The sequence below is a fragment of the Rhizobium sp. WYJ-E13 genome, from assembly GCF_018987265.1.
Classification (GTDB): Bacteria; Pseudomonadota; Alphaproteobacteria; order Rhizobiales; family Rhizobiaceae; genus Rhizobium.
In genome coordinates, this window is the sequence record NZ_CP076853.1 from 2221580 (window position 1) to 2234121 (window position 12542).

General features: G+C 61.0%; 14 protein-coding genes. 7 read left to right on the top strand and 7 right to left on the bottom strand.

Translation table 11 applies throughout. The features are described from left to right. Positions 1–22 precede the first annotated feature (22 nt). A complete protein-coding gene (locus KQ933_RS11240; protein ID WP_216758889.1) occupies positions 23–793 on the top strand; it encodes an SDR family NAD(P)-dependent oxidoreductase in 771 nt (256 codons plus the stop codon). A gap of 361 nt (positions 794–1154) precedes the next feature. Here KQ933_RS11240 and KQ933_RS11245 read toward each other — a convergent pair whose 3' ends face one another. Beyond that, positions 1155–1895, bottom strand: a complete 741-nt coding sequence (locus KQ933_RS11245; protein WP_216754960.1) for an SDR family NAD(P)-dependent oxidoreductase — start codon at positions 1893–1895, stop codon at positions 1155–1157. A 137-nt stretch (positions 1896–2032) separates the two neighbouring features. On the opposite strand from KQ933_RS11245, the gene KQ933_RS11250 reads away from it, so the two are divergent. Further along, complete coding sequence (locus KQ933_RS11250) at positions 2033–2710, top strand: TetR/AcrR family transcriptional regulator (RefSeq protein ID WP_216754961.1); 678 nt, start codon at positions 2033–2035, stop codon at positions 2708–2710. Between the two features lie 100 nt (positions 2711–2810). Here the strand turns inward: KQ933_RS11250 and KQ933_RS11255 are convergent, their stop codons facing one another. The 6 genes from KQ933_RS11255 to KQ933_RS11275 form a co-directional block, all read right to left on the bottom strand. Continuing rightward, positions 2811–3146 (bottom strand): DNA-binding transcriptional regulator, encoded by a 336-nt coding sequence (locus tag KQ933_RS11255; RefSeq protein ID WP_216754962.1) that lies wholly within the window; start codon positions 3144–3146, stop codon positions 2811–2813. A gap of 2 nt (positions 3147–3148) precedes the next feature. Beyond that, positions 3149–3517, bottom strand: a complete 369-nt coding sequence (locus tag KQ933_RS11260) for a type II toxin-antitoxin system RelE/ParE family toxin (RefSeq protein ID WP_216754963.1) — start codon at positions 3515–3517, stop codon at positions 3149–3151. A 141-nt stretch (positions 3518–3658) separates the two neighbouring features. Next, positions 3659–5206 (bottom strand): DHA2 family efflux MFS transporter permease subunit, encoded by a 1548-nt coding sequence (locus KQ933_RS11265; protein WP_216754964.1) that lies wholly within the window; start codon positions 5204–5206, stop codon positions 3659–3661. A 326-nt stretch (positions 5207–5532) separates the two neighbouring features. Continuing rightward, positions 5533–6036, bottom strand: a complete 504-nt coding sequence (locus KQ933_RS33815; RefSeq protein WP_367882477.1) for a sulfatase/phosphatase domain-containing protein — start codon at positions 6034–6036, stop codon at positions 5533–5535. 15 nt (positions 6037–6051) lie between these two features. Then, the gene (locus KQ933_RS33820; protein ID WP_367882478.1) at positions 6052–7023 is read right to left on the bottom strand and encodes an arylsulfatase; all 972 of its coding nucleotides are present in this window, start codon (positions 7021–7023) and stop codon (positions 6052–6054) included. A gap of 169 nt (positions 7024–7192) precedes the next feature. After that, positions 7193–7864, bottom strand: a complete 672-nt coding sequence (locus KQ933_RS11275) for a TetR/AcrR family transcriptional regulator (protein WP_216754965.1) — start codon at positions 7862–7864, stop codon at positions 7193–7195. 189 nt (positions 7865–8053) lie between these two features. Here KQ933_RS11275 and KQ933_RS11280 point away from each other — a divergent pair, with 189 nt between their 5' ends. From KQ933_RS11280 to KQ933_RS11300, 5 genes are all read left to right on the top strand, one after another. Beyond that, entirely contained in the window at positions 8054–8956 is a 903-nt protein-coding gene (locus KQ933_RS11280) for an NADP-dependent oxidoreductase (protein WP_216754966.1), read from the top strand. 8 nt (positions 8957–8964) lie between these two features. Next, entirely contained in the window at positions 8965–10176 is a 1212-nt protein-coding gene (locus KQ933_RS11285; RefSeq protein ID WP_216754967.1) for a TCR/Tet family MFS transporter, read from the top strand. 315 nt (positions 10177–10491) lie between these two features. After that, the gene (locus tag KQ933_RS11290) at positions 10492–11139 is read left to right on the top strand and encodes a VOC family protein (RefSeq protein WP_216754968.1); all 648 of its coding nucleotides are present in this window, start codon (positions 10492–10494) and stop codon (positions 11137–11139) included. A 306-nt stretch (positions 11140–11445) separates the two neighbouring features. Continuing rightward, positions 11446–12078, top strand: a complete 633-nt coding sequence (locus KQ933_RS11295) for a DapH/DapD/GlmU-related protein (protein ID WP_216754969.1) — start codon at positions 11446–11448, stop codon at positions 12076–12078. 30 nt (positions 12079–12108) lie between these two features. Then, the gene (locus KQ933_RS11300) at positions 12109–12534 is read left to right on the top strand and encodes a GFA family protein (protein WP_216754970.1); all 426 of its coding nucleotides are present in this window, start codon (positions 12109–12111) and stop codon (positions 12532–12534) included. Positions 12535–12542 lie beyond the last annotated feature (8 nt).

A 12542-nucleotide genomic window follows, 5' to 3' on the forward strand; every position in this document is an offset into this window, starting at 1 on the left:
CTTCATCGAGGGAGGCATCATGATGCAGAAGAACGCGCCGGACTTCAGCCTTGCGGGCAAGGTGACTTTGGTGACGGGAGCGAGCCGTGGCATCGGTCGGGCTTGCGCACTTGCCTGTGCCGCAGCAGGCTCCGATATTGTTTTGGGGGTCCGTGATGTCGCAGCCTCGGCGGACCTCGTTGCCGAACTCGAGGGCATGGGACGAAAAGTTCTCCCTGTCGAACTGGACATTCCCAACAAGGCCCATATCGCACAAGCCGTCGACGCGGCGCTTGCCACGTTCGGTCGGATCGACATCCTCGTCAACAATGTCGGCGTGGCTCCGGGCAATCTTGCCGAACTCGTTGAGGAGAAGGATCTTGATGAGATACTCGATGTCAACATCAAGGGCACCTTTCTGATGACGCAGGCAGTTGGCCGTCACATGATCAAGCGCCATGGGGGCCGGATCATCAACATCAGCTCACAGGCCGGTACCGTGGCACTGCGTGGCGAGGCAATCTATTGCATGAGCAAGGCGGCAATCAATCACCTCACGCGCTGCCTCGCAGCCGAATGGGCACGCTACGATATCACCGTAAATACCGTATCGCCGACGTTCATTCAAACCGACGGCACAGCACCTTTTCTGTCCGATGCCGACAATCGCAAAGCGACGCTCGATCACATTCCACTCGGTCGAATCGGTGAAACCGATGATGTGGTGGGTGCCGTAGTCTTCCTTGCATCGCCGGCTGCGAGCCTGATCACCGGCGCGAACCTGCTGGTGGACGGTGGATGGTCCGTCGCCTGAGGCCGAGACGCCAGCGGCACTTTTCTCCGCAACTTGACGCGGCCCCACGATTCACGGCCTAGTTTGCATTCCCGATATCAAAGCGAACGATTCTGTAGTCCTCCATGCGCCGCAGCCTTGTCCTTCAGCCATGACTTTGCCCCTACAGCGGCCGGCATTCAGATCGAATAGCCTCTGCATCACCTCGACTGACTGCCGACTACCGATCAGCTTGCGCCGATCGGGGGTGGATCGACTATTGCCGAGAAGGCGAGCGGCGAACTCTGGCATGCATCTCTTCTGCCAGCGCTTTCAAGGATGCGAAAAAGGCCGGCATCGGCCAGCCTTTTCCTGGTGCTGATCTTCCCGAAGCCCAGAGGTCTCAGGTGTTCAAGCCGCCATCCACATTGAGAATGGCGCCTGTGATGTTCCTTGCAGCCGGGCTTGCGAGGAAGGCGACGGCAGCCGCCACATCCTGCGGCTCGCCGTAGCGGCCGAGCGGTATCAGGGCGCGCTGGAAATCGGCAAATTCCCCGTCGGCCGGGTTCATGTCCGTATTGGTTGATCCCGGCTGGATCAGGTTGACGGTAACATCCCGAGGTCCGAGTTCGCGGGCGAGACCGCGCGTGAAGGACTGCAGCGCGGATTTCGTCATGTAATACACCGTGCCGGTATCGCCGACGATGCGTTCGGCGCCGGCCGAGCCGATATTGATGACGCGGCCTCCGGCTTGCAGATGGGGAATGGCGGCCTGCGCAGCGAGCACCGGCGAGCGCACGTTGACATCAAGCAGCGCATCGATCTGCGGGACGCTGAAGCCGGCAATTGTATCGTAAAGCGCGATGGCGGCATTGTTGACGAGAATGTCGAGACCGCCAAGCGCGCGAGCCGCCGCCTCCACCGAGCGCTTCACGGCCTCCGGATCGGCACTGTCGGCCTGGATTGCCAATCCCCGCCTGCCCTTGCCCTCGATAGCGCGAACGACCTCGGCGGCGCGATCGGCAGAGCGCTCATAGGTGATGGCGACATCGGCGCCCTTTTCGGCGAGCGCCACCGCAATGGCGGCACCGATCCCACGCGATGCGCCCGTCACGAGAGCACGTTTTCCAGCGAGTTCAGTCATCAATCGTCCCTTTCTGTATTGATCGACACAGAATTAGTTGGGAATGCCGAACGCACCCGTCAAGAATATTATATCGATCGACACAAAAATATCTCGAGCCGTTGCCGAGGCGCCCCGGCGGGTTTAAATAGTGACCGATGCAGAAATCCGACCAGGCACCGCAAGCCCAGGATACGACAGCCACCCGCACCCGAGGGCGACCGCGTGCCTTCGACCGGGAAGCTGCGCTCGCGAACGCGACCCGCCTGTTCTGGGAAAAGGGTTTCGAGGCGACGTCGATCACCGACCTTACCGAGGCGATGGGCATCGGATCGCCAAGCCTCTACGCGGCCTTCGGCTCGAAGGAGGCGCTCTACGCCGAGGCATTAAACTACTACCACGAGACCAACGAGGCGCTTGTCTGGGCGGGCTTTCGCGCCGCCCCTACGGCACGCGAAGCTATCAAGGCGCTTCTCATGGACTCGGCGGCGGTCCTGACCGGCTCCGTCGTCGATATTCCCCTCGGCTGCATGGTGGCCCTCTCCTCGGTCGGCAGCGAGGGCCATGCCGAACTCGGCGAACTGGTGCGAACCGCCCGCGCCGTCACGCTCGACCTTCTGAAACTGCGCCTGACCCAGGCGGTATCGGCAGGCGAAATTCCAGCCTCGACCGACATTCATGGCCTCGCCCGTTTCGTGCAGACCGTCCAGAGCGGCATGTCGATCCTCGCCCGCGATGGAGCAAGCCGCAGCGAACTGGAATCCGTCGCCGAAGTCTCGATGCTCGGGTGGGACGCCCGCACGCTGGACGACGAGGCGGCTGCGAAGATCACTTAGGCGCGAGGAAATATGTCCGCAACTGGCAGCGCTTTGCGCGGGATCTCAAGCGGATCGATTGAAAATCGACCGCGGGCGGATCGACTAAAGCGAGCAGTCGTCAGGATGCTGCGCGCTTCTGAGGCTCTTCGTGCGCCGCCACGTTTAGTTTGCGAAGCGCTTCCACCATTTTCCCTGGCTCGGAGTTGATCAGGAGCAGATAAGCACGCATGGCCTGCACAGGCCGTGCGCGGCCCTGTTCCCACTGCTTGAGCTGATCGAACCCAAAGCCAAAGGTAGAAGCGAAATCCTTCTGGGTTAGTCCAGTGCGTATTCGAATGGCCTTTACATCGATTTCGGCGGGTACATGGAGCTTATACGGCACAGCTTCGCCGCGAGCGACGGCCAAAGCCTCGTTCAAGCCCTCTGCGATCTGATCAAATACCTTCTTGCTCATGTTCATTCTCCGACGGCGACGGGTAACACCCTTCTTGAATACTCTTGCACGATTGCGTCAGAAATCTTCTTCAGACTATTTCGTTCCGCCTTTGTGAGGTTTGCCTTTTGGCTTTTCCCGAAAACGGTCAGCAGGAAAACGGGTAGGTTTTCTCCAGTGTAAAAAGTGATTGTCCTTACGCCGCCACTCTTACCTTTGTTGTTTCCGCGGATCGCCCAACGCAATTTTCGACAACCTCCTGTTCCTTCCATCTCATCACCTGCATCAGGATTGGCCGCGAGATAGTCAACAAGCTCCGCAATGTCCTCGTCAGACATTCCCGCCGACTTTGCCGTATTGCGGAACGCATGAAGTTCTGCCACTGCCTGCATGGTTTGATATGTATGTAAATTACGCACCTTGTCAATAACCGTGACGAGGTTAGGCGTTCGTCACAGGCGAAATCCAGCCCCAGGAAACTTCGACGAAAGACGGCAAAAACCGCACGAGGACAGATGATTTCGATGCATCGCTCACCCCGCCGGGGGCGCCACCCTCCGCGCAAATGGCACCCACAGCAACGCACACCCCGTCAGCACGGCAACCACCATCCACGCCTCGTTGATCGCCTGAACGGTCGCCGCCGTCTGCACCAACGGATCGAGCATCGCTGTCGTATCCGCATCGAACTCTCCCTGATGCCCCGCAATTGCCTGCAGCGGCGCGCCGACAAAAGCGGCAATATCGATATCTCCCGCCTTCAGCCGGTCCCAGATGCCTTGGCCGAGCGGGTCCGAGCGGGTGTAGATAACAGTGTCGATCAGCGCGATGCCGATCGCGCCCCCAAGATTGCGCATCAGATTGAACAGACCGCTCGCGTCAGGAATGCGCTCCGGCGGCAGGGTGCCGAGGGCCAGCCGCGTTGGTGGCAGCAGGCAGAACATGATGGCCACGCCGCGGATGATCTGCGGCCAGAACATCGCATCGTAATCAGTCCGCGGATCCTGAAACGCGCTCATGCCGATGCCGACAGCAAAGAGCGTGAAACCGACAGCAGACAGCAATCGGGCATCCGTCCGCTTTTCGAGAGCGACCGCGATCGGCGCGGTGACGAGCTGGGCAATGCCCGTCACCAGCATCGTCATGCCGATCTCGAGCGCGTTGTGTCCGCGCACGAAGGCGAGAAAGACCGGCATGAGATAGACGGAACCGAAAAGCCCGATGCCGAGAACGAAGCTCAGCGCGGACCCCACCAGAAAGTTCCTGTTGCTGAAATTGTTGAGCTCGACGACAGGTATCGCTCTGCGCAGCGACCGCCATGCGAAGACGCATCCTGAGACCACAGACAGACCGACGAGACCGGCGACAGCGAGCGAGGTCCAGCCGCTCGTCGGCGCCTCCTTCAGGCCGATTTCCAGCGCTGCCAGGCTCGCTGCCATCAGCAGCAACGAGACGATATCCAGATGCCGGAGCTCCGAGAGATTGACACTCTCCCCGGGAAGCGAGCGCATGGCGACGAGCGCTGCCAGAATGCCGGGAATGATGTTGATCAGGAACAGCCAGTGCCAGGAATAGGTCTCGGTCAGCCAGCCGCCGACGATCGGCCCGATGGTCGGCGCGAGAACCGCGAGAACGCCGGCGATCGTCGTCGCAAGCGCCTGCCGCTTATCGGGAAACAGGATGAAGACGGCCGAAAACACCGAGGGGATCAGCGTGCCGCCGGAAAAGCCCTGGATGACCCGCCAGGCAATGAGTTCGCCGAAATTGCCGCTCGCAGCACAGCCTGCCGAGGCGATGACGAACAGCGAGAGCGCGGTCACGAAGAGCCAGCGCATCGTCAGCAGACGGGTCAGGAAGCCCGTCAGCGGTATCGCCACCACCTCGGCGATGAGATAGGCGGTCTGCACCCAGCTCATCTGATCCGGATGGATGTCGAGCGCCGACTGGATGGTCGGAAGCGAGGTTGCGACGACCTGCACGTCGAGGATCGCCATGAACATGCCGAGGCACATGGCCAGAAAGCCGATCCATTTGCGCTGTGGCGCAACTGCGGACGAAACGGGTTCAGACCGGTCGGGCATGAAATGGTCCTGCAAGAGCTTCAACGCGTCGGCATGGACAATAGCCGCGATGTGCCTCTATCGCCAGAGTCACCTGGTCCGCCGTCAGCATGCCGATAACCGGCGGCGATTTGCAGGGGATCTCAAGTAAAGATTCTTGAAACCTGCCTCTTGCAATTTTTGCCGCTGCGCATCATATCCCGGCTTCACCTGAAAACGGACTTGCGCTTGGTATCGACGTTGGTCGAGCCGCGTTCGAGCTCCACAGGACAAGGGCGCTCCCCGCAAGGGTCGAGCGCCCTTTTGATTCCCCCCGCGGTCCAATCCTTGCCGCCCGATCCGTGCCATCAGTCGCCAAGACTGAACAGAACCGACGGATCGGGCGTGACCGGCGGGACGAAGAAGGTCAGGCGCACGGCTTCCATGATCAGCAGCGGCGGCTTCATCTCGCCGGCAAGCTGCGTTATCCGGGCCTGCAGTTCGCGCACCTTGTCCGGATTCCGATCGGCAAGATCGGCCGCCTCGGACGGATCGCCGGAAAGGTCGAAGAGCTCGACTTTTGGCGGCAGCGATGCCTTCCAGACCAGTTTCCAGTCACCCTGACGGACAGCGCCGGCCAGCGGATCGACATTGTAGACGATTTCGTCGCGCGGCGACGGCATGTTTTGGCTGATCATCGCCCATACGTCCATTCCGTCGAGCGGCTTGCCCTTACCGATCCCTGCCCCGGCAAGTCTTGCCAGCGTCGGCGCCATGTCCACGATATGCACCATGCCGCCGACCGCGCCGGGCTTGATCATGCCCGGCCAGTTGGCGAGCGCCACGACGCGTGTTCCGCCCTCGTACAGCATTCCCTTGCCGTCCCGTTACGGGCCGTTATCGGCGGGAAGTCCCCCCGAGATCTTGCTGTCGCCGGCAAACATGGAGCTTTTCACGCCGCCATTGTCACTGTGGAAGACGATGAGCGTATTGTCGCGCATCCCGCGCTTTTCGAGTGCTGCGACCACCTTGCCGATGCCGTCATCCATGACGGATATCATCGCCGCATAGGCCCTGCGGTTCTCGTCCTCGATAGTCTCAAAGCGATCCAGATATTCTCTGGGCGCCTGGAATGGCGTGTGCGGCGCGGTGAAGGCCAGATAGAGAAAGAGCGGGCGGCCGGCATCGTGATGCTCGATCGTGCGGGCGGCCTCCTCGCCGAACAGGCTGTTGTCGAAGCCCTTTTCCTCCAGCGGCTTGTTGTTGCGGTACCAATCCTTGATGCCGTGCGAGGAATGCTTGAAATGGTCGATTTCGCCGACAAGCGCGCCGTAGAAACTGTCGAAGCCGCGCTGCCGCGGCCAATATTCGGGCTTGGCATGGCCGAGATGCCATTTGCCGACCATCGCCGTCCTGTATCCGGCGTCCTGAAGCATCTGCGGCAGCAGATATTCGTCGAGCGGAATGCCGTAGGTTCCCGCCGCCGGAATGACGCCGGTCTGCAGCCCGTAGCGCAGCGGATAACGCCCCGTCATGAATGCCGCCCGCGTCGGCGTGCACATCGGCTGCGCATAGAATTGCTCGAAGCGCGCGCCCTCCTGCGCCAGCTTGTCGAGATGCGGCGTCCTGATGTCGGAACCCTGGAAGCCGACATCGCGCCAGCCGAGATCATCGGCGACAATATAGACGATATTCGGCCGCGCCGGCGGCACTTCAGCCGCCTCTGCCCCGGCAGGACTGCCCAGCACGCCGGCGGCCAGGGCGACGCCGGAAAAGGCGGCGCTGCTCATCAGGATCTGCCGTCGGGATATCATACTGCCTTCGCCCGTCCCGGCGGGCGCTGCTTCGTCATGGTCCATGATGCGTTCCTCCGTCCGGTCAGCCAACCGGGAGCGGTGATTATGCGCCGGCGCGACGGGCGGGCAAGCTGGTCTTTTGGAGGAACGAAGCCGGCAGCAACCGGGATGTTCAGCGGCGCCAGCGGCTTGCTTTCGATCGCATCCAGAAAACGCCGGCCTCGGGCCGGCACTACCGGCTTGCCGTCGCTCCGGCATAGGGCGTGCTTTTCATCGCCGCCTCTACCCCAACAATTCCCATATCGATGAAGCCGAGAAACAAGGTCTTCGCCTTCTCCGGGTCCTGGTGCTGCCGGAAGTTCCGGTGCGCCTCGATGAAGGCGACGCTCCAGGTGGCAAGCAGCATGGCGCTCGCAAGCTTGGCCGCGAGATCGTCAGCCGGCCGGCCGGCACTTTCGGCAAGCGCCACTGCCAGTTCCCCGGCAATCTCGTCCCGGATGGCCCGCGCCCTCGCCTTCAGCGTCTCGCTGTTTTCCACCGTCTGGATGAAATTCTGGCTCGCCGGCGAAAATATCAGATAGGGCGTCTGCTGGTTCACGAGCCGGTACGCCAGCAGCCGCAATGTCTCGATCGGCGAAACCTCCGGATCGCGCTGTCGCAGGGCTTCGCGCAGCGTCTCGCGCGCCTCCTCGTCGCGGTCAAAGAACATGTCCTCCTTGCGCGGAAAATGGTTGAACACCGTCATCCGCCCGACATCGGCCGCCGCCGCGATCTCATCGACAGTCACATTCTCGAAGCCCCGCTCGAAAAACAGCCGGTCGGCAGCAAGCGAGATCGCGCGCCGCGTGGCAAGGCGCTTGCGGGATCTCCGATCTGAGGGTGTTTCGTCTGATGGCGTCGTCATGCGCCTCCCATAGCAGGATTTATATACTGAGTACACTGACGTTGACAGGCAGCGCCCAACATCCTATTACTGTACTCAGTACATATATAGATGAAGTACACACAAAGCCAAGTTTGACGTGGAACCGGGCCGCCATGCCCGGCACCGCGATCGGCAAAGCTTTGCCTGCATCCTCCGTAGGAGAATTCCATGAAAGCCATTCAGTTCAGCCGCTATGGCGGCCCCGATGTCCTCGATATCGTCGAGATCGATCCGCCGCATCCTAGCCCCGGCGAGGTGCGCATCAGGGTGCGAGCGGCCGGCGTCAACCCCTCCGACTGGAAGCGCCGCGAAGGGCAATATCGCACTTTCGAGGAAGTAACCTTTCCCGCGGGCGTCGGCGTCGAGGCTTCGGGCATCGTCGAAGAAATCGGCCCCGGCGTTTCCAACACTTTCGTCGGCGATGCCGTCTTCGGCTATGGCGAAGCGACGATGGCGGAGCGCGCCGTCCTCACCCACTGGGTCCACAAGCCCGATGACCTGCCCTTCGAGATCGCCGGCGGCCTCCCCGTCATATCGGAGACGGCATGGCGCAGCCTTGACGAGTCAGGCGTCAAATCCGGTGAGACGCTGCTCGTCAGCGGTGCCGCCGGCGGCATCGGCTCGGCCGTCCTCCAGCTCGCCCGCATCAGGGGCATCACCGTGATCGGCACGGCGAGCCCGCAGAAGCACGACTATATCAGGGACCTCGGCGCCATCCCGACCACCTACGAGCCGGGTCTTGCCGACCGTGTGCGGCAGCTCGCGCCCGATGGCGTTGATGCGGCACTGGATGTCGCCGGCTCCGGCATCATCCCTGAACTGATCGCCATGACTGGCGATCCCGCCCGTGTGCTCTCTGTCGCCGATTTCTCGGCCGAGGAATATGGCGCGAAATTCTCCCGCGGCCCGCCGAAGGAGCCGGAACGCGTGCTGGCCGATGTGGCCCGGCTCTATTCGAAGGGCCTGTTCCGCCTGCGCATCGAGCAGAGCTTTCCGTTGGAGCGGACGGCTGAAGCGCTGTCCATCAGCGCCGCCGGCCGCGTGACCGGCAAACTCATTATTTCCCCGTGATATCACCTATGAACAAACCCCTCATCGTCATCTTCACCGCCATCTGCCTCGATGCCGTCGGCATAGGGCTGATCTTCCCCATCCTGCCGCACCTGCTTCAGGAGGTGACGCGGACCGAGGACATCGCCGTCTATGTCGGCATCATGACCGCGCTCTATGCCGCCATGCAGTTCGCCTTCGCCCCGGTGCTTGGGGGCCTCAGCGATACGATCGGCCGCCGTCCGGTACTCCTGATTTCGCTCGCCGGTGCGGCGGTCAATTACCTCATCATGGCCTTTGCGCCATCCCTCTCGCTGCTCTTCATCGGCCGCGCCATCGCCGGCCTCACCAGCGCCAATATGTCCGTCGCCTCGGCCTATATCACCGATATTTCGCCCGCCGATCAGCGCGCCCGCCGCTTCGGCCTCACCAACGCCATGTTCGGCGCCGGCTTCATCATCGGCCCCGTTCTCGGCGGGTTACTCGGCGATTACTGGCTGCGCCTGCCCTTCATCGCCGCTGCAGTGCTCAACGCCTGCAACCTGCTGCTCGCCCTCTTCGTCCTGCCGGAATCTCGACCACTTGAATCTCGGGTGCCGTCGCGCCGGAAGCTCGATCTCGCCGCGCTGAATCCGCTCCGGCCGCTGAAACGGATCGTCTCGATGAAAGGCCTGCTGCCCATCGTATCCGTCTATTTCGTCTTCAGCGCCGCCGGCGAATCCTACGGCACCTGCTGGGCGCTCTGGGGCTTCGACACATTCGGCTGGAACGGTGTCTCAATCGGCCTGTCGCTCGGCGCCTTCGGCATCTGCCAGACGGTCTGCCAAGCCTTCCTGCCGGAGCCGGCAACCCGGTTGCTCGGGGAGCGCTGGTCGGTCATGACAGGCATCGCCTGCGCCTCGATCGCCCTGTCAGTCATGGCCTTAGCAAACCAGGGCTGGATGATCTTCGCCATCATGCCGGTCTTCACCCTGGTCGGCATCGGCAACCCAGCCTTCCAGGCGCTCGCCACAAGGCAGGTCGAACCCGACCGGCAGGGCGAGCTGCAAGGCGTGCTCGCCTCCACCGTCAGCCTCGCATCCATTATCGCCCCACTCGGGTTTTCATCGCTCTATTTCATGACGCGAGAGAATTGGCCGGGCGGTATCTGGCTGTCGGTGATCGCCCTCTATGCGATTGCGGTGCCGCTGGTGCTCATCAGCACGAGAACCGCTGGCACCTTACGGACACTACAGAATTGATCCGCGCGCGGCTGAGATGGGGTGGAAAGCGGACAGTCGGCTTGCCATTGGGTTCTCGGGAGCACTCGCCATTCGGCGTCGTAGAGGAAACTCTTCGGAGCTCGATTGGAAGCTTTGTGATAGGCGGTGGCAGATGCTCTTCCATAAGGAACGATTGTTCCAGAATATGTCGCCGGTTTAGTCGCGGAGCGCAACAAAGTCGTGGGTCTTGACCGTCTCACGCAAATTCTGCATTTTGAAGATAGCGCTACGTAGGGTGCACCGGCCTTTGAGCCGACTGGGCAACGCCCGCCTACAACTTCAAAGGTAGCGCTTATGCCGAATCTCGAAAACCTCAAGAAGCAAGCCAAGCAGTATTTGCGGTGGCATCGCGAGCGGTATTATCCAGTCGCGGCCCATATCCGCGCTGCTTTGCCACGATTTCAACACCTCGACGATAATCAGATATTGGAATCCAGTTTCAAGCTGAATGACGCGCAAGAACTTGTCGCGCGTCAATTGGGATTCGAGGGGTGGCTGGCGCTCAAGTCAGGAGCCCATGGCATGACCAATCAAAGCAAACAGACCGCATCCCACCCGGTTCTGAGTTCTGTCTCCGCGCAACTCTTCGTCTCCGACATCAAAGCGTCGTGTGAATTCTTCACCGACAAACTCGGCTTCGCGCTCGACTTTGTTTACGGCGACCCTCCATTCTACGGACAGGTTGTTCGTGACAACGCGCGCCTCGCTCTGAGGCTAGTTTGCGAGCCTGTGTTTGTCGGCGACATCCGACAACGCGAACATCTGCTCTCCGCCTCGATCACGGTCGACACCGCCAGTGAGATCAAGCGACTCTTTCTGGATTTCCAAGCTGCCGGAGTGGATTTTCACCAGACGCTCAAGAAGGAGCCGTGGGGTGCCCGAAATTTCATTGTTAGGGACCCGGACGAAAATCTCATACTGTTTGCTGGTCCGGCCGACTAAAGATATCTCAAATCTCTGAATACCGACCTAGATTGTCGCAGAATTCCCGAAATCTGCGACACGCTTTTCCGGTAGATCAATGTCAGGTCTTCGGCGGCTCGACTGAGCCGGCGAACGTCCGCAATAAAGGTCGATAGCTGACTTTCGTCAATACTTGGAAAGATGACCGCTTCGGGCGCGATAGCTGCCATCGCCGCCCAGCCTCGATCGGGCCCTCGCAAGAAACGCGCCACGATCCCTTGAGGTCTTGACGTCACACATCCTTCATCTTCCGCAGCTAGGCAGGCCGAAATCCGGAGACTGTCCATGGACTCGACCGCGCCAGCAAACCGCCCCAAAATCGCGGAGACCATCATCCACCCGACCGCCAGCATCAGGGATTCGAGCATCGGCACGTGCTGCGAAATCCTGGAAAATACCTCTCTGCACACGGTCGAACTCGGGGATTATTCCTATCTGGGGCAGCGCTGCATCGTCGGCGATGCAACGATTGGAAAGTTCTGCGCCATTGCTGCCGAGGTCAGGATCGGCGCGCCCAATCACCCGATGGACCGCCCCTCCATGCACCGCTTCACCTATTGCCCGGAATATTACTCCGCGGATGCCGTGCGCGACCATTCCTTCTTCGCCGAACGAAAGGCAGATCGCGCCGTCATCGGTCATGACGTCTGGATCGGTCACGGGGTCATCGTGCTCCCCGGCGTCAAGGTTGGAGACGGCGCCGTACTCGCGGCAGGCGCAGTCGTCACCAAGGACGTCGAACCCTATACTGTTGTCGGCGGCGTTCCCGCCAAATTCATTCGCGAGCGGTTCTCGCCGACAGTCGCCGAAAAACTTGCCGCCATCGCCTGGTGGGACTGGCCATTCGAGACGATCATGGCGCGGCTTGCCGATTTTCAGTCCAGCGACATCGAGACCTTCTGCAAGCGCTGGGCTTAGTACGTGTTTACCGAGGGAGACAGGCGGATCATGAGCGACGAAAGACAAGAGCATAATGCAGCCTGCCACTGCGGCAGCGTCAAATTCCGGGTGCGGTTGGCAGACGAATTCAATACGATCCGCCGCTGCAACTGCTCCTACTGCCGCATGCGCGGCGCCATCGCCGTCTCGGCCGAGCTCAAGGATATCGAATTCGTCGAGGGCGAAGACAATCTGACGCTCTATCAATTCAATACCGGCACAGCGAAGCATTATTTCTGCAAGACCTGCGGCATCTACACTCATCATCAGCGCCGCTCGAATCCGAGCCAGTTCGGCATCAATGTCGCCTGCATCGAGGGCGTCAGCCCCTTCGATTTTTCGGAAATCCGGGTCATGGACGGCATCTCCCACCCCTCCGATTCCGGCTCCGCGGCCAAAGTCGCCGGGATCCTTCGCTTCGAACCGACAAGATGAAATCACGC